At 70.9% G+C, this 16,229-nt stretch carries 13 protein-coding genes and 3 pseudogenes; 9 read left to right on the top strand and 7 right to left on the bottom strand.

Features of this window, described 5'->3' with window-relative positions:
• Positions 1 to 15 precede the first annotated feature (15 nt).
• Both AOK09_RS08060 and AOK09_RS08065 read right to left on the bottom strand, forming a co-directional pair.
• Positions 16 to 369: pseudogene (locus AOK09_RS08060) on the bottom strand (helix-turn-helix domain-containing protein); the annotation flags it as partial.
• A 96-nt stretch (positions 370 to 465) separates the two neighbouring features.
• Positions 466 to 1,221 carry an SDR family NAD(P)-dependent oxidoreductase gene (locus AOK09_RS08065; protein WP_245687175.1) on the bottom strand — a complete coding sequence of 252 codons (756 nt, stop codon included), beginning with the start codon at positions 1,219 to 1,221 and terminating at the stop codon, positions 466 to 468.
• 114 nt (positions 1,222 to 1,335) lie between these two features.
• Here AOK09_RS08065 and AOK09_RS43835 point away from each other — a divergent pair.
• From AOK09_RS43835 to AOK09_RS08075, 3 genes and pseudogenes are all read left to right on the top strand, one after another.
• Positions 1,336 to 1,755, top strand: a pseudogene (locus AOK09_RS43835) (helix-turn-helix domain-containing protein); the annotation flags it as partial.
• An 88-nt stretch (positions 1,756 to 1,843) separates the two neighbouring features.
• Positions 1,844 to 2,218, top strand: a complete 375-nt coding sequence (locus tag AOK09_RS43840) for an MmyB family transcriptional regulator (RefSeq protein ID WP_456153963.1) — start codon at positions 1,844 to 1,846, stop codon at positions 2,216 to 2,218.
• 170 nt (positions 2,219 to 2,388) lie between these two features.
• Positions 2,389 to 2,994 (top strand): annotated as a pseudogene (locus tag AOK09_RS08075) (transposase); the annotation flags it as partial.
• A 134-nt stretch (positions 2,995 to 3,128) separates the two neighbouring features.
• Here AOK09_RS08075 and AOK09_RS37460 read toward each other — a convergent pair.
• Complete coding sequence (locus AOK09_RS37460; protein ID WP_217698401.1) at positions 3,129 to 3,578, bottom strand: RidA family protein; 450 nt, start codon at positions 3,576 to 3,578, stop codon at positions 3,129 to 3,131.
• Positions 3,579 to 3,799: 221 nt separating this feature from the next.
• Here AOK09_RS37460 and AOK09_RS08080 point away from each other — a divergent pair, with 221 nt between their 5' ends.
• Positions 3,800 to 4,180 (top strand): hypothetical protein, encoded by a 381-nt coding sequence (locus tag AOK09_RS08080; RefSeq protein ID WP_055586435.1) that lies wholly within the window; start codon positions 3,800 to 3,802, stop codon positions 4,178 to 4,180.
• A gap of 584 nt (positions 4,181 to 4,764) precedes the next feature.
• Here the strand turns inward: AOK09_RS08080 and AOK09_RS43105 are convergent.
• The 3 genes from AOK09_RS43105 to AOK09_RS43615 all read right to left on the bottom strand — a co-directional run bounded on the left by AOK09_RS43105 (position 4,765) and on the right by AOK09_RS43615 (position 8,265).
• Complete coding sequence (locus AOK09_RS43105) at positions 4,765 to 7,569, bottom strand: M4 family metallopeptidase (RefSeq protein ID WP_265736710.1); 2,805 nt, start codon at positions 7,567 to 7,569, stop codon at positions 4,765 to 4,767.
• Positions 7,570 to 7,749: 180 nt separating this feature from the next.
• Positions 7,750 to 8,067, bottom strand: a complete 318-nt coding sequence (locus AOK09_RS08090) for a hypothetical protein (RefSeq protein ID WP_055586436.1) — start codon at positions 8,065 to 8,067, stop codon at positions 7,750 to 7,752.
• Between the two features lie 102 nt (positions 8,068 to 8,169).
• Complete coding sequence (locus AOK09_RS43615; protein ID WP_157875829.1) at positions 8,170 to 8,265, bottom strand: AAA family ATPase; 96 nt, start codon at positions 8,263 to 8,265, stop codon at positions 8,170 to 8,172.
• Between the two features lie 395 nt (positions 8,266 to 8,660).
• On the opposite strand from AOK09_RS43615, the gene AOK09_RS08095 reads away from it, so the two are divergent.
• The 5 genes from AOK09_RS08095 (at position 8,661) to AOK09_RS08110 (ending at position 14,819) form a co-directional block, all read left to right on the top strand.
• Entirely contained in the window at positions 8,661 to 10,550 is a 1,890-nt protein-coding gene (locus AOK09_RS08095; protein WP_055586437.1) for an ATP-binding cassette domain-containing protein, read from the top strand.
• Positions 10,551 to 10,620: 70 nt separating this feature from the next.
• A complete protein-coding gene (locus AOK09_RS41850; protein WP_245687176.1) occupies positions 10,621 to 11,010 on the top strand; it encodes a hypothetical protein in 390 nt (129 codons plus the stop codon).
• Positions 10,968 to 11,582, top strand: coding sequence for a phosphotransferase (locus tag AOK09_RS08100; RefSeq protein ID WP_245687177.1), 615 nt, complete (start codon positions 10,968 to 10,970; stop codon positions 11,580 to 11,582). Before AOK09_RS41850 ends, AOK09_RS08100 begins: the two co-directional genes overlap by 43 nt.
• A gap of 719 nt (positions 11,583 to 12,301) precedes the next feature.
• Positions 12,302 to 13,513: an Nramp family divalent metal transporter gene (locus AOK09_RS40760; protein ID WP_055586438.1), complete on the top strand. Its 1,212-nt coding sequence runs from the start codon at positions 12,302 to 12,304 to the stop codon at positions 13,511 to 13,513.
• A gap of 265 nt (positions 13,514 to 13,778) precedes the next feature.
• Positions 13,779 to 14,819, top strand: a complete 1,041-nt coding sequence (locus AOK09_RS08110; protein WP_055586439.1) for a cupin domain-containing protein — start codon at positions 13,779 to 13,781, stop codon at positions 14,817 to 14,819.
• Positions 14,820 to 15,012: 193 nt separating this feature from the next.
• Here AOK09_RS08110 and AOK09_RS08115 read toward each other — a convergent pair whose 3' ends face one another.
• Positions 15,013 to 15,807, bottom strand: coding sequence for a sulfite exporter TauE/SafE family protein (locus tag AOK09_RS08115; protein ID WP_055586440.1), 795 nt, complete (start codon positions 15,805 to 15,807; stop codon positions 15,013 to 15,015).
• Between the last annotated feature and the right edge of the window lie 422 nt (positions 15,808 to 16,229).

Here is a 16,229-nt window from a genome sequence, read left to right on the forward strand (position 1 = left end):
CGTGCCGACTCAACAGAAGGGACGGTCGGCGGCGATGCGGTCGATCGGCAGCAGGGTGCCGTCCAGGATCACGAACGCTTTCGTCGCCGCGGTGCCGACGGCTTTTTCAAGCGTTGGGGCGAGGGCGGCCAGGACTTCGACGGCTTCGCGGATGTAGCGGTAGACGGTGGCGATGCCGACGTTGAACGCCGCGGCGAGCCGGCCGTAGGTGTCGCCGCATCGCAGGTGCGCGAGGGTGAGGAGTGCCTGGCGTCCCGCTGACAGGCGTCGCCACCGGCTACCGATCTCATGGCGGCGCTGACGCAGGTGACGGGCGAGGAACCGCAGGGTCGAACTGGACAGGTCGATCCCGGACGGGTAGACAAGCACGGAAGCTCCTGGAAGACAACGGGTGATCTTGGTCGTGAACCCGTCTACCAGGAGCTTCACTGCGCTGTACAGACCTCCGTGACCAACCAGCCACCCTCACCACGAGGTTGGAAATGGCTCACTGTGCCTCCCCGCCGGACAGGGGCCAGCCCCAGGTCGGCTGTTCCGCGGTTTCCAGGTCGTGGAGGAGTCGGACGAGCTGTGGGCCGGCGGTGGCGGCGCCGTCCGGGACGGTAGGGCCGTGGACGGCGCGAGCGCGGCACCGCGCGGTGCCGCGCGGTGCCGCTTTATGTCGGTCGCGGTGTAGCCGGGGTCGGCGGCGTTGACGCGAATGCCCTTGAGCCCCTTGGCGTACTGCGTGGTCAACATCGTCAGCGCCGCCTTCGAGGAGGCGTACAGCGGCGCGACGACGTGCGACTCGGACCGGCCGGGGTCGTGGGTGAAGGCGAGGGAGCCCATGCCGCTGCTGACGTTGATGATCACGGGGTCGTCCGAGCGGCGCAGCAGCGGGAGGAACGCGGTGGTGGTGCGGACGACGCCGATGACGTTGACGTCGAGGACGGCGCGGGCGTCCGCGGCGGTGAGGACGCCGGGATCACCGAAGGGACCCTGGACCCCCGCGTTGTTGATCAGGACGTCGATCCTGCCCTCGTGCTCGGCGACGTCCGCGGCCACGGACGCGTCGTCGGTCACGTCGACGGGGACGAAGCGTGCGCCCAGAGCGGCGGCTGCCTCCTCACCCCGCTCACGGTCGCGGGCTCCCAGGAGAACGGTGTGACCGCACGCGATAAGGCGCCGGGCGGTCTCGCGGCCGATGCCCTTGTTGGCTCCGGTGATGAAAGTGATCGTCATGCCTTCGATGGTTGCCTGGACGAGGGAGCCGAACCAGGGACGCTTCGACGGTGGGAAGACCAGTACCACCCTCGCGCCCCCGCATGCGATCGGGGATGCAGGAGGATGAAGAGCATGACGACGACACCCCCCGGAGCCGGACTGGGCGCGGCGATCCGCACGTGGCGCAACCGGCTTCCCCCGTCGGCCGCCGGGCTGCCGGTCGCCCGCGGGCGCCGGGCTGTCGGGCTGCGGCGCGAGGAACTGGCTGACCTGGCCGGAGTGTCGGTCGACTACGTCGTGCGCCTGGAGCAGGGGCGGGCCACGACACCCTCGGCGTCGGTGGTGGCGTCCCTGGCGCGCGCCCTCCAGCTGTCCACCGCCGAGCGGGACCACCTCTACCGGCTGGCCCGGATCGTGCCGCCGGCGGACGGCATGATCTGCGACCATCTCCCGCCCGGTATGCAACGGATGCTCGTCCGCCTCGGAGACGCACCGGTTGCCGTGTTCGCGGCGGACTGGCAACTGGTGTGGTGGAACCACGGGTGGGCCGCCCTGCTGGGCGACCCCTTGGCCTCGCCGCCGCGGATGCGCAACTTCGCCCGCGACAGGTTCCCGGTGGGCGCCGATCACACCCCTCCTCGTGCTGTGGCCTGTCACCGATACGGACCCCGACACCACCGACGCCTCCCTCGTCTGCGACCTGCGCCGCGCCACCGGCCGCTTCCCCCGGGACAGTCGCCTGGCCGCGCTGGTCCGCGACCTGAACGCGGGCAACGAGAGGTTCGCCGAGCTGTGGGCGACGGGAAAGGTGACCACGAACCGCGAGGTCCGCAAGACGGTCGACCACCCGTCGGTGGGCCCGGTCACGGTGGACTGCGATGTCCTGACCGACGGCGACACCGATCTCAAGATCGTCGTCATGACCGCCGCGCCGGGCAGCGAGGACGAGACCAAACTCCAGCTCAGCACCGTCGTCGGCCCACCGGCCGGCACGCGCAACCAGCTTGATCTTTAACGTGTGGCCTCGAACGCGGCCTCGTACGTGATCACTCGTATCGGTATCCGCCGTACAGCAAGGAGGCCTTCGCCTGATCCTGTGCTCCGACCAAGGAATGCACGCGACCAGGGCGAAGGCCGTGGGGATGAGTTTGCTGCACGAGGGCGTCTCAGGACGGGTTCGCTGAACTGTCACGCTTCCGGGGCGAGTTCTACTCCTGCCTGACGCGGCGCGGGGACGCACTGTTCGAACTGGCCGACGCCGTGCTGTGTGCGGACGGACCGGTCAGGTCACTGGTCGAACTGTCCCTGGTGGGCGAGCACCGCCGTAGCCATGGAGGGCTCTGTGCAGCCCTGGCCCGGGGCCGCGTAGACGCAGACGCGGTCCGCCGGGCTCTGGCCGCGGTTCCGCTGCCGCGGGCGGCCGACGGGAGGCTGGTGCTGGCCGTCGACGTCACCTGCTGGCTGCGGCCGGACGCCCACACCTCGCCGCAGCGGATCATGTGCCACACCCACGGCCGCGGCAAGGACCAGCACATCCCGGTCCCGGGCTGGCCCTACTCGGTGATCTGCGCGCTCGAGCCCGGCCGCGGCTCCTGGACCGTCCCGCTGGACGCCCGCCGCCTGGAACCGGGCGACGACGGCGCCGCCGTCACCGCAATGCGGCTTCGCGAACTGCTCCAGCGCCTGATCGCCGCAGGGCAGTGGCGGGCCGGCGACCCCGACGTCCTGGTCGTCACCGACGCCGGATACGACATCCCCCGCCTGGCCTACCTGCTGAGCGACCTGCCCGTGGCAACTGTGCTGATCGGGCGAGTGCGAGAGTTCCCGGAAGGGCTGTCCTTCAGGGTGACGTTCCCGGCTGCCAGGAGTGCGGCACACCGATGTACGGCCGAGGCCCAGCGAGCGCCGCAGTCAAAGGTGCGGTCCTACACGTGCCGGAGAACGGCCACCATGTCGATCTCGACGAGTTTGCGGTCCAACGTGGACCCGACGGTCGTCCGCACGGGATAGGGCTGGGGAAACATCTGTTCGTAGACGGCGTTGTACGCTTCGTAGTCACGGCTCAAGTGGGCCAGGTGAGTCGTGACTTTGATGACGTCGGAGAAGTCGAGTCCCCGGGCCGCCAGGAGCGCTCTGAGATTCCGCAGCACCTGCTGCGTCTGCTCGGTGACGGTATCTCCGACGACCTCACCGGTGGTGGGGTCGTGAGGTCCCGTTCCCGCGGTGTAGAGGAAGCCATTGGCGACGATGGCCTGCGAATACGCGCCCCCCGGTGCAGGCGCATCGCTGGTGCGAATCTCTTCCCTGGACAAACGGAACCCTCTCAGCACGACCGGTTTCTGGGCGTGGCACGCGCGTGCGTCCGCGCAGTGCATTCGTTGTAGCAGGCCAGCATCTTGGGCGGCTGCATGACGCACCGCCCAGGAAGGCCTTTGCTGACACGGGTGCAAGCCAGTGCGTGACGGCGCGATCGGCCGGGGGACTCGGTTGGCACCTGCCCCCTCGGGCCCGGTCCAGGATGTTGCTCTTCCGGCCGCTCTGGCGAGCTGAGTCAATACGGCGTGGGGCAACAGCCCTGCCCTCTACCGTGGGCTGCATGCCACGCCATCCGAACAAGCCGCGCCTCCTGGTCGCTGAGGGGCGGGAGTACCTGTGGTCGCTTCGACACAGCCACCGCGTGCTGGATCACGGGCGGTCCTGTCGCCAGACCCTGACTTTGTACCCGCAGCCGGCCGGCACTGGCGCGCAACTGCGCATCGTCTTCAACGCGGGCCCGGGCAGATTCCCCCCGGGGGGTGCGCCTTTCGGTTCTGGCGACGTCGGTTACGTCCGCGGCAACACTTTGAACCTGCACGAGCCCGGGGCCGTCCGAACCCTCCTCGACGCGGCGTTGACCCGTGGCTGGAAGCCCGATGAGGAGCGTGTGGTTGAGATCGATGGCTGGCCTCTGCTGGAGTCGGCGACCGGACAATCATGAACGGTCCGCTGCGGGACGCGGTAGAACGCGCCCGGGCCGGTGACGTCAAGACCACCGGGGGGCCTGCCGCCCGTCGGGAGGGCGGAACACACCTCCCATTAGCTTGATCTTTAACGTGTGGCCTCGAACGCGGCGTCGTACGTGATCACTCGTGTCGGCATCCGCCGTACAGCAAGGAGGCCTTCGCCTGATCCTGTGCTCCGACCAAGGAATGCACGCGACCAGGACGAAGGCCGCGGGGATGAGTTTGCTGCACGAGGGCGTCTCAGGACGGGATCGCTGAACTGTCACGCTTCCGGGGCGAGTTCTACTCCTGCCTGGCCCGGCACGCCGTGGCGACCGCGCGGTGGCGCTTGAGGCAATTGATCCCGCACTCGACTGCGTGCCGCTGCTTGTAGTCCTCCCTGTCGAAACGGGGCGGGCGGCCACCGTGGGAGCCGAGCGGCGGGCTGACCACCAAGCTGCACCTGGTGGTCGGCCGGGTCCGGGGTGGGCGGGTCCGCAGTCGGCGGGCGCACGCCGACGGGGCCCGGCCGGCGAATGCCGGGCCGGACCCCGTCAGGACGTGGTCGGGCGGGAGGTGCTCAGGCGCACTCGCCTGCGGGGTGGTCTCGGGTCACCAGGTCGGCGTCCGTGGTGGTGTTGTCGATCCAGAGCACACGGCTGCCGGTGTCGGCTGCGGGGTTCGCCTGCTGGCCGCGACTGCAGGAGACGCGGCCGAGCGGGGCACCCGTCGGGGTGAACTGCTGGAGCTTCGGCAGGGAGTCGTTGAGGTTGTCGTACGTCTGGTAGTACGAGGGGTACACGGTCAGGGTGACGGCGGTGTCCGAGGCGGCGAGGCCATAGGCACGGACCGGGTTCGCGCTCTTCTCCGGGATCAGGTCGGTGACATCGGAGCCGTCGAAGTCCGCCCGGCGCAGGGTGGTCAGGTCGTCGTCGGTGTAGTCGGTGTCGATGAGCCAGTACACCCCGGATGCGGTGGCGACCGGGGCGCTGATCCACTCCGGCTGCGAGGGCGCGCCCAGCGGCGTGGTCTTGCCGGTCGTGGTGTCGTAGACCTCGATGAGGGCACCGTAGGCACCGTCGAACAGGCCGTCGTGGATGTAGGCGATGTGTCCGCCCTTCACGGCCGGCTTGGTCGCCTGGTCGTAGGCCCGGCTGAGCGGGACCTGCTGCGGGGTGGTGTCGCTGCCCTTCTGGTAGAAGACCTGCTGCAGCCCGGTGTCGCTCTGGTTGGACCACGCCACGGTGTCACCGTCGACGCTCAGGCCGCTGATCTGGGCGGTGGTGCTGTACAGCGTCGTGGGCGCACCTCCGGTGACGGGCGCGGACATGATGGCGTAGGTGTGGGCATTGGGGTCGCCGCCGGAGATGTCGCCGACGGCGATCCAGACCACGCGCTTGCCGTCGGTGACCGGGCTGAGGTGGGACCGGCCGTCGTTCGGGGAGATCTGCCGGGCTTTGCCCTTGCCGTCGGTGCGGCCGACCCAGACGGCGTACGGGGCGGCGCTGTCGGGGCTGGACTCGGGAACCGCCCACCAGCCGTTGCTCGCGCTGGGGCTGTTGCCGGTGCCGACGTACGACGTCAGAGTGCCGAGCCTGCCGGCCAGCACGTCGCTGTCCAGACCCAGGCTCTTCTCCCAGCCCGGCACGATGCCGTGGGCTGCGAAGGCGTCGGTCACCGCCGTCAGCTGACTGCCCTTCACTCCGAGCGACCTGGCTGCGGCGATGACCGCGTCCCGGCCCTCGTCGAAGCCGTCGAGCGGGGTGAGGTAGGAGGTCAGCGCCCGGTAGACAATGCGGTCGGCCAGTGTGGCGCCGAGGCTCTCGCGGATGTCCCACAGCGCGCCACCGAAGATGGTGGCGTTGAGGTGCACGCCACCGTTGTCGTTGGGGTACCCCGAGCCGAGCGGCACGCCGATGAAGTTCTTCTGGGTGGTGGCACCGTCGTTGAGGTCGCGGAACGCGCACTGCCTGGGTGTCCGGGTCCGACACAGGTCGCCGCCGATCAGGCCCGCGTCGGGGTCGCTCATCGGGGTGTGGTTGACGCTGACGTCGATGGCGTTGCCGAAGTAGTCGGCGACAGCCTCGTTCAGGGCGCCGGACTGGCCCGCGTAGACGAAGTTCGCGGTGTTCTCGACCACGCCGTGGGTCATCTCGTGGCCCACCACGTCGAGGTCGGAGGCGAGCGAGCGGTACTCGTCGTCGCCGGTGCCGTACACCATCTTGGTGCCGTCCCAGAACGCGTTGACGAACGGGTTGCCGTAGTCGGTCACACCGACCAAGGAGTTGATCGCCATGCCCCGGCCGTCGAGGCTGTTGCGCTTGAAGGTGTCGCGGTAGTACTCGTACACCTTCCCGGCCGCCCAGTGGGCGTCGACCGCACCGGACGCGGTCAGCTCCGGACCGGCCTGCGGGGTGGGCGAGGTGAACGGCACGATGCCGTCCGGCCATGCGCCGGAGACATCCTCCATCCAGAGGCTGGAGGCGTCCCAGGTCTGGATGACGTTCCGCTGCTTGGTGTCCGCCATGTGCGCGGTGTCACGCAGCAGGTACTGGCCGGTGGTGTCGTCCTTGGTCATCAACAGCGGCACGGTGGTGCCGTTGAGCAGAGTGCCGCTGCCGGTGACACCCGCCGACCCCGCCCCGGGTCCGGTCGCGCCGGGCCCACTCGACTCGCCCGGTTTGCCGGCCTCGCCGCCCTGGGAGCCGGCGGCCTGCAGTGGCGCGGTGACGGTCCGCAGGCCGCCCGCTTCAAAGAGCACGAGGCCGGTGGCGGCGTCGACGTAGACCTCCTGCACCACCGGCGCCCCGGTGGCCGGGTCGGAGCCGCGCACCGTGACATGACGGGTCAGGACGCCCTTGCCGGTGGGCAGGATGGTCAGCCCGCGGTCGGTGCCGGACAGGGTGTCCGCCCCGCTCCGGGCGTGGGCGGGGCGGTATCCGCCCTTGGCGAGCTCGGCCTGCACCTGCTGCACCGCACGGTCCACGGCGGTGCCGACCGGCAGGGTCGCCTTGTCGGTGTCGACCTCAAGGGCGGTGAAGTACGAGCCGGACGTGCCGGTGACGGTCCGCTTGTCGTTCCGGTGCGTCATGCGCACCACGTACTGGGCGCCCAGGACGGGCACTCCGCGGTACTTCTGGTCCAGGCGCACCGTCTCCGAACCGTCGGCGTCCGTGGTGACGGTGTCGGTGACCAGGTCCCGGTCGGGTGCGGGAATCCGGTAGCGGTCCTGGTGCGCTGCCAGATGGGCCCGGGCTGCGGTCGCGGCCGGTACGGACGCGTCCGCCGCGTCGGCCACTCCGTCCACCAGGGCGGGAGTCTCGGTGGCCGGCGCGGCGTCCGCGCTCGGTACCGCCGACTCGGCTGCCTGTGCGGGATTCGCCAAGCCGGTGACGCCCAGGGCCGCTGTGACAGCGAGCAGGGCGGACAGACCCACCCTCCCTGATACACGAACTGGCCGACGTCGTATGCGTGATGACATGTACAAGTGCCTCCGACGGCCCGGCACAGCGCGGGCCCGGTAGTGGGACATCAGACATTCGGCGCACCGTCGCGCCCGCGGCTCTCACTGCACATTTGTCGTCGCACGCAGCAATGACAAGGGAACCCGGAGGGGAGTACGCGCAACTGCGCAGGTGCGCAGCAGGCGAACGGTGACGATCTGCTCGTACAGGACGTCGAAGAGTGGCCGGCGGTTGCTCCCAACGGCGACGCCTACATCCCCAACAACTCGCCGCCGCAGGCCCCGGATGTGGTGTACCGGTCGCCGAACTGCGCGGCGGTGTTCGCCGCGCTGCTGGAGGAGAATCAGCGCCTTGTAGTCGTCACGGGCGGCGCGACTCCAGAAGCTGTAGTCCACCACCGCGTCGCGCCCGACCAGCATCAGTTCGACCCGTTCCTGCCGCTGCTGGCGGCGGACATCTTCCTTGAGCTTGTCAAACGCCTCAGCCCCCAGCGCCAGGCCGGCGTCACGCTGCCCGAGTCGTCACCGGACCACCTCATCAGTCGACAGCCGAGCGGAACCACGTCGCACCAGCTCCATCGCATAGGTGGTCTTGCCCGCTCCCGGAAGACCGCACATCAGCACCCCGTGCTCAATCGCTGTGTCACGCAGCCAGGTTGCACCGCTTGCAGCGGCCCCACCGCGGCCTACCGACCCGGCGAACCCATGTGGTCAGAGCACTGGTTCGTCCAGCAGTGCGCGCGTTTGGGATGCAGAGCCGCCGGCCATGGAAGTCCGGCGCGAGCCGGCGCAGGGCAACGCGCCCAATCCGGGCCCGCGAGCACCACCGTCGGCGATTCGGCCAACCACCCACGTTCGCACACCTGTTGCGGCGATTGGGTCCGCGCATCCTCCACGCGCCACCGCCCGCTCCATCTCGGGATTCCGGACCGACCGAAACGCATGTGTTCGACACACCGGCCGGGTCGTTGAGCCTCACGACCACGCTGGACGACCGTCAAGGGGGACCCACGTTGACCTCGGACGCCACGCACGCACAGCAGGCCACCGCGCCTCCTGCACCAGCGCCGGCGGAGATCACCTTCAGCGGGCAGTACTCCGTCAATCCGCTCGCCGAGGTCTCCTTTCGGCGGATGTGCCGGCAGATCCCGGCGGTGCTGGGCCGGATCGCGCGCTTGTCGTGGCGGACCGACCGACGCGCTGTGCAACTGATGCTGAGCTGCCAGATGGTGACGGGTGTATCGGCCGCCGTGCTGCTGGCCGCCACGGCTCGCGCCATGAGGCCCGTCCTGGGCGATGGATCGGCCGGCGACCGGCTGCACGGAGCGGTGCCAGCGCTGGCGGTTGTCGCGCTCGCCGCCGCACTGGGCCGCGGCGCGGCGGCGGTGGCCGCGTACGCGGAGCGGAGGATCACTCCTCGGCTGACGACGGAGACGGACAGCGCTCTGGTCGAGGCGGTGTGCCGGGTGGAGGCGTCGGCGTACGCGGAGGAGGGGTTCTCCGACCGGCACGAGGCGGCTGAGATGGGGGTGCTCCGCACACAGGTGATGGTCACCGACGCCCAGCGGTTTCTGTCCGCGCTGATCCGGATGGTCACCGCCGGCGGGGTGCTGTCGGTGCTGAACCCGCTGTTGCTGCCGCTCCTCATGCTCGCCGTGCTGCCGGCAGGCGTCGGTGCCGTCCTGACCGCCCGGGTCGACTACGAGATCCACTACGCCAACATCGCCGACCGCAACGTGCGCGGGATGATGCGCTGGTGGGCGACCACGCCGAAGTACGGCGACGAGGTCCGCGCCAACTCCATGATCGACTACCTCGTCCACTGGTACCGGGCCCTGTCCGACCGTTGCGACCGGCGCACCCTGGCCGCAGCCCCGCGGACCCTGCGGATCGCGGTGCTCTCCGCGGTGGTCGGCGGGGTGTTTCTCGTGGCGACCTGGGGAGCCCTGGCGTGGCTGGCGGTGTCGGGCCGGATCGAACTCGCGGTCGCGGCCACGGCCGTCATCGCCGTCCAGACCACGCTCGCCGCGCTCTCCCAGGTCGTCATCAACGGCGCCGCGGTCTTCCACACCAGCCTCTACCTGAGCGACATGCAGGCCTTCCTCGACGACGCGGCCAGCCGCACCCCCAAGCGCGGCTCGGGCAGGCCGGGCGACGCAATCGAGCAGATCCGGCTCGAGGAGGTCGTCTACCAGTACCCGGGTAAGGACAAGCCCGCCGTCGACGGCGTCTCCCTTACCTTGGAGCGCGGTCAGATCCTCGCGATCGTCGGCGCGAACGGCTCGGGGAAGTCCACGCTCACCCGCCTGCTCACTGGCATCTACCTGGCGGACAAGGGCAAGGTCACCTGGAACGGCGCCGACCTGGCGGAGATGGATCCCGCCGGCGTGTGGGCGCGGACCGGCCTGGTGCCGCAGATCTTCGCCCAGTGGCCGATGCCGGTCCGGGAGAACGTCACCCTCGGCCAGCCCCGCACCCACCACGACGTCCCCGTTTGGGAGGCGATCGACGCAGTCGGTCTGCGCGAGGCCGTCGACGACCTCCCCGCGGGCCTGGACACCCTGCTGTCCCGCGAGGTCTTCGGTGGCTCGGAGCTGTCCGGCGGTCAGTGGCAGCGCATCGCGTGCTCCCGGGCCCTGTACCGGCGCCCCGGGCTGCTGATCCTGGACGAGCCGACCTCTCAGATGGACCCTCGCGGTGAGCACCAGATCTTCGAGCAGATCAAGGCCATCGCCGCCGACCGCATCACCATCGTGGTCACCCACCGCCTGGAGAACACCAAGATCGCCGACCACATCATCGTGATGGAGCACGGCCGCATCACCGAACAGGGCCGGTACGACGACCTCGTCCACGCCGGCGGCACGTTCGCCGAACTCCTTCAACTCTCGCAGGACCGCTGACCACTTGCGCCCCGCCCCTCGTCTCGCCGCCACGCGGCGGCGGGACGACGGCGACGCCGAGGAGAAGCCTGTGCCCCCTTCCCCGATCCCCGCCGACGACCGCACTGGCCCAGAGCCCGGCCGCGTAGCCGAATGCGAGGTACGCGGCGCCAGGCAGACGAAGACCCTGCCCGAGTCGGTTCGACGCTGGGCGGAGCGGCACATCGGACGCGTCACAGCCGTCCGCGACGCCTCGCACGACTGGTACCACTCCCGGGTGTGGGAGCTGGACGGCGGCGACGGGGCCTGCTGGTACGTGAAGGTCTCACCCTCCGTGAAGTTCTTCACCCGCGAGACCCGGGCTACCGCCACGTCGTCCCCGCGCTCGGCCACGGCCGCGCGCCCCACCTGGTCGACAGCCGCGCGGAGGACCTGGCTGTGCTTCTCACCGCTGTGCCCGGCGTCCCGGCGGCGGGGCTGAGCCTGGCCGCCGGCGAGTGGCGGGCCGTGCACTGGCAGGCCGGTGACCTGTGCGCCCGCCTCCACGAAGCCGGCGGACTCGACCGCGACGACGAGGGTGAGGCCCAGGCATCCCTGGGAGCCGCGGCCGACGGGACGGAGAAGTACCTGGCCCGCGCCGGAGATCGGCTCACCGAGGGCGAGCGGCAGGTGATCCGCGACCACGCCGCCCGGCTCCGCCGCGTAGGCCCCGTACCCGTCGGCTACATCCATGGCGACAATCAGCCGCGGAACTGGCTGTGGTCCCCGGCCGGGCTCGCGCTCGTCGACTTCGAACGCACCCGGCCTGCCGCCCGTGTGCAGGACCTCGTCATCCTCACGGTCACCGAGTGGCTCGACCACCCCGACCGCGAGACGGCGTTCCTCCGGTCGTACGGGCGGGAGCTGACCGCTGCCGAGCGGCACGCGCTGCGCTGCCTGGCCGTGCTGGACGCGGTCAACTGCCTGGCCTGGGGTCCGAACAACGACCACCCCGAGGTCACCGCGCGAGGCCGGCGAACCCTGGACCGGGTCATGAAGGAGTCCGCGCTGTGAACGGCACCAGGCCCATGCGTCACGCACGTGAAGGCCCTGCTCCGGTGTCCCCGCAAGGGGAGGAGTTCTCGCTGCCCGAGTACTACAGGCCATGTCCGCGCGGATCACCGCCGGCACCCGGGGATGCGGCCAGGGCCGCCTTCTTCACAGCTGGGCGCCGGGCCGTCGGCGACAGCCCGACGCGCTTTCACGGCGCAGATTTCGCGTCCCGCGCGTGGCCGATCTGGAGCGCAGGCATGGATGAACGAGAGCAGCCGGCGGGCCGTATCGTCGGACAGGGCGCCTGCCGCCGAGCCGGATCCGGTGGTTGCGCTACGACTCGCGGTGCTCTTCACCCGCATCCGCGCGACCCGCCACCCACACGTCATCCGCCCAGCGCACCGTGCCCGGGCGGGGGCTCGGACGGACCGTGCCGACCCCGGCGGGCGGAGCCCGGCGTGTCCGTCGGCACGGACCGAGATCGCGACGGCGCCCGGTCCGGCCCGTCGCAGCTCACCCGCACGCCGCACCCGGCTGTCCGGGCCGACACGGGCGTGGCAGCCTGCCCGGTACGGGCTCGCAGAGGAACGCCGAGCAGATGCAGGCCGCCCTCTGTCCCGGCCGGCTCCCCGACCGCTCCGGGGGGCTCCCGCCGGGCCTTCCTGGGATCGGCAGCACGCGCCGGCGACCGAGCCGGGACTGCCGGGACCGCTGGTCTTCTCACGCCCCAGGGAGCAGCCGTGACCACGCTTTCCCCCACACCCGACCTACGGCTCCGCCGAACCCGCGCTGTCCGCTTCAAACGCTGCGGGCCGGCATTCGTCGCCGCGATCGCCTACGTGGACCCCGGCAACGTCGTGACCAACATGACGGCCGGAGCCCGCTACGGCACGAAGCTGCTGTGGGTCGTGGTGCTCGCGACTGTGATCGCCGGCCCTGTGCAGTACCTGGCCGCGAAGCTGGGGGCGACCACCGGGCGCAGCCTCCCGCAGCTCATAGCCGGGCGGTACTCCCCGCCCCGGCGGCTGGCCTACTGGGCCCAGGCCGAGATCGTCTCCATCGCGACCGATCTCGCGGAGGTCGTTGGTGCGGCGATCGCGCTTCATCTGCTCTTCGCGGTCCCCCTGCCGCTCGGAGGCGTGATCGCGGCCGCGTCGGGCGCGGTCCTCCTGGCCCTGGGGGACCGTTGGGGGGAGCGGTTCCTCAGGAGGGTCTCCGCGGCCTCCCTCGCCGTCATCGGCGGTGCTTTCCTGATGTGCCTGCTCATCGTCCCCCCCGCGCCGATCGAGCTCGCCTCGGGACTGGCGCCGTCGCTGCCGGGCGGTGGGGCCCTGGTTCTGGCTGCGGGGATCGTCGGCGCGACGATCATGCCGCACGCCGTCCATGTGCACACCGATCTGGCGCGAGGCCACCGCCGCCTGGCCTCACACCGGACGGATGTCATGACGGCGATGCTGATCGCCGGGATGACGAACGCGATGATGCTGGTGGTCGGGGCGTCCGCGCTACGTGGAAGCGTGGGTGAGGACTTCTCCGGCATCGCCTCGGAGCTGGCGGAACGGATCGGTCCCGCCGCCCAGGTCGCGTTCCTCGTCGCCCTGCTCGTCAGCGGGGTGACATCCACGGCTGTGGGGACCCAGTCCGGTGCGGTGGTGATGAACGGCCTCCTGCTCCGGCCGGTTCCGGCACTGGCGCGCCGGCTGGCGACGGTGCTGCCCGTCGTGATCCTGCTGGCCGTCGGCGTCCCGCCGGTCACGATGCTGATTGTCAGCCAGGTCGTCCTGGCCGTGGGGCTGCCGTTGGTTCTGGTGCCGATGCTCTCCCTGACCTCGTCGCGTTCGGTGATGGGCGCCCGCGTCAACCACCGCGCGGTCACGGCTGCCATGTCGCTGGTGACGGCGGCGGTGGTCGTACTCGACGCGGCTCTGCTGGTGGACGTACTGCTGGACTGAAGCCGGCCTCCGCCGTCCTGAAAGCCCGCCGACGGGGTCGTCGCGTGGAAGGGCGACGGGGTGCGCGAAGGGGCGACGGCGCCGGTCCCGCGGCCCGCCCCGCACCGGGCGCGGGAGCCGGGCCGAGGCACCTGGCTCCCGACGGCCGGCGTCGCCCGCGGCGGCGGGAGGACGCGTCACCCGTATGTCTGCGCATCGATGGCGGGCCCTCGTGGTCCCTGACAGGTTCGGATCGAACACCAGTCGCGGATCAGCAAGGAGGACCATGTCCGAGAACTCGCCGTTCTGGGTCTCCCTCACAGAGACAGAACCCCGGTTCCAGAACGAGTTCGGCAGCATCCGGGTCGTGGACGCCGCTCGCCTTTCCGTACTGCGCAGGCTGTCGATCAAGCGGGTCACCCTGGCACCGGGTGCGATCCGCGAACCGCAGTGGAACGTCGATGCCAACCAGATATCCTATGTGATCAGTGGTCAGGTCCTGGTGTCCATGCTGGCCAACGGCGGCGAGTTCTCCTCGTTCGTCGTCGGTGAAGGGCAGATGTACCACGTCGAGTCCGGAGCGGTTTACCACATCGAGAACGTCGGTGACGTCGAGGCGGAGATCGTCCTCGCGCTGAGGCACGAGCGGCCGCAGCACTTCTCTCTCCGCGACAGTTTCTCGGCGATGAGCAACCCGGTCCTCGGCAACACCTACGGCCTTCCCGGTTCCGCCTTCGCGGCCTTCGACCGTCCGCCTGCGGAAGAGGTCTTCGCCCGACGCGGCCCGGTGTCCGTCGATCCCACTCAGAGACTCCCCAACGCGCACCTGTTCGACGTCGAGGGCCAGCATGCCCCCCTGTCGTACGCGTACGGCACCGCCCGCCTGGCCCGCAAGCAGTTCTGGGCCGCGCTCGACGACATCTCGATGTACTCCCTGTCCATCAAGGAGAACGGAATGCGGGAGCCGCACTGGCACCCGAAGACGGCGGAGATGGGCTACGTCGCCAAGGGCCGCGCGCGGATGCGCGTCCTGTCCCCGGACGTCCAGGTCGCCGAATACGAACTCAAGGCCGGTGACGTGTACTTCGTGCCGCGGGCGTATCCGCACCACATCGAGGTCCTGGGGGACGACGGCTTCCACTTCCTGATCTTCTTCGACCAGCCCATGCCCGGTGACGTCGGCTACCGCGCCACCGCCACCGCGTTCTCCCGCGAAGTGCTGGCCGGTACCTTCGGCATGCCCGAGCGTGAACTGCCCGACTTCCCCTACACCCCCCGGGACCCGCTCATCGTCCACCGTGAGAATCCCATCGGCGCTGAATCCTGAGGGCCCGCCTCCGCATCGCCCGTCATGCCGTTCGCCGCCGCGGCCCGCCTCGCCCGGTCCTCCCCCGGTCCTCCTGAGGGCAGCGCTGGACGTCCAACTCGCGGGATCCGCCTGGGCGTCGGGACACCCCTCGGGCGGCCTCGGACCGGTCCGGCCCGTGCGCACGCGGGCGGTCCCGACGACGGTGGCCGCCTCAACCTCCGGGGGTGGCCCACAGCTGGACGGCGAGCCCGAGGCCGAGACCTCCCACCAGCCAGCGCAGCAGGGCCGCCGGAACCCGGCGGGTGATGCGGGGCCCGAGGGTGGCGCCGGCGAACATGCCGGCGGCGAGCGGCGCGACCGCCGCCCAGTCGACGGGGCCGACCGCGGTGAAGACGACGGCGGAGGTGAGCGCCGCGGCGCCGGTGAGCATGTTCTTGAGCGCGTTGGCGGTGGGCAGCCGGGGTTCGCCGGTGCTCAGCAGCAGGGCGAGGATCATCACCCCGGCTCCGGCGCCGAAGTAGCCGCTGTAGAGCGACATCGCGGTCAGCCCGAACGGCATGACGGCACGCCGGAGGCGGGACGGGCGTCCGGCGGACGACCGCCCGTGGCGGGCGGCGAGGCGGGGCTGGGCGAACAGCGTGAGGGAACCGGCGACCACGAGGAACGGCACGATACGGCCGAAGACGCCCGGCGGGGTGGTCAGCAGCAGCACCGACCCTGCTGCTCCGCCCAACGCGGCGACAAGAGCCCAGCGGCGCAGCCACGCCCCCCGGCCGGCCAGCTCACGCCGGGAGGCGAGCGCCGCGCCCGGCCAGGTGGCGACCACCGCGACGATGTTGGCGATGTTCGCCGAGAGGGCGGGGAGGCCCACCGCGAGCAGCGCGGGATAGGAGATCAGGGAGGTGATGCCGCCCGCGGTCCCCGCAAGTCCGGCGAGCACACCGGCGACGGCCAGCAGCGCGGCGCCCCCGGAGGTGGTGCCCGCCGCGCCGGCGACTGCGGACATCTGGTGGGCTGTCGCCGCGTGGTCCAACGGAGCCTCCTGGGATCCGGTCCGCCTGCGGCGGCGGGGTGACGGGAGGGCCTCCCGGCTCCGGCGCGGCCAGGTGTAAGGCCGGGTGCCCAGTGCTGCCCGGACCGGTTCCCCGGCTGCTGCCGGTCCTCGCGCGGAGGCCGGCCCGGTGTGGAGCGCGGGGCAGGACCGGGCAGGTCGGAGGCTATCAGCGGGCCGTCCGGGGGGCGCACACCGGGGCGGACTCGCGGTGCTGCCGGCCTCGTGCGGCTACGTCCGCGTGCCGCTGACCGGCGCCGACTACCTCGAACTGCTGCCGGTGCGCCGGCACCCGATCACCGAACGCGACATCCGCATCGACTACCGCACCCACGACGACGACATGCTCACCCCGCACCGCGGCCGCCGCTCCCCCG

Source organism: Peterkaempfera griseoplana (assembly GCF_001418575.1).
Lineage (GTDB): Bacteria > Actinomycetota > Actinomycetes > Streptomycetales > Streptomycetaceae > Peterkaempfera > Peterkaempfera griseoplana.

What these genes read in the sequence shown, in the direction of transcription:
- AOK09_RS08065 (WP_245687175.1), bottom strand. Translation starts at nt 1,221, where the DNA reads ATGACGATCACTTTCATCACCGGAGCCAACAAGGGCATCGGCCGCGAG.
- AOK09_RS37460 (WP_217698401.1), bottom strand. Translation starts at nt 3,578, where the DNA reads ATGCACTGCGCGGACGCACGCGCGTGCCACGCCCAGAAACCGGTCGTG.
- AOK09_RS08080 (WP_055586435.1), top strand. Translation starts at nt 3,800, where the DNA reads ATGCCACGCCATCCGAACAAGCCGCGCCTCCTGGTCGCTGAGGGGCGG.
- AOK09_RS08090 (WP_055586436.1), bottom strand. Translation starts at nt 8,067, where the DNA reads ATGCTGGTCGGGCGCGACGCGGTGGTGGACTACAGCTTCTGGAGTCGC.
- AOK09_RS43615 (WP_157875829.1), bottom strand. Translation starts at nt 8,265, where the DNA reads ATGTGCGGTCTTCCGGGAGCGGGCAAGACCACCTATGCGATGGAGCTG.
- AOK09_RS08110 (WP_055586439.1), top strand. Translation starts at nt 13,779, where the DNA reads ATGTCCGAGAACTCGCCGTTCTGGGTCTCCCTCACAGAGACAGAACCC.
- AOK09_RS08115 (WP_055586440.1), bottom strand. Translation starts at nt 15,807, where the DNA reads ATGTCCGCAGTCGCCGGCGCGGCGGGCACCACCTCCGGGGGCGCCGCG.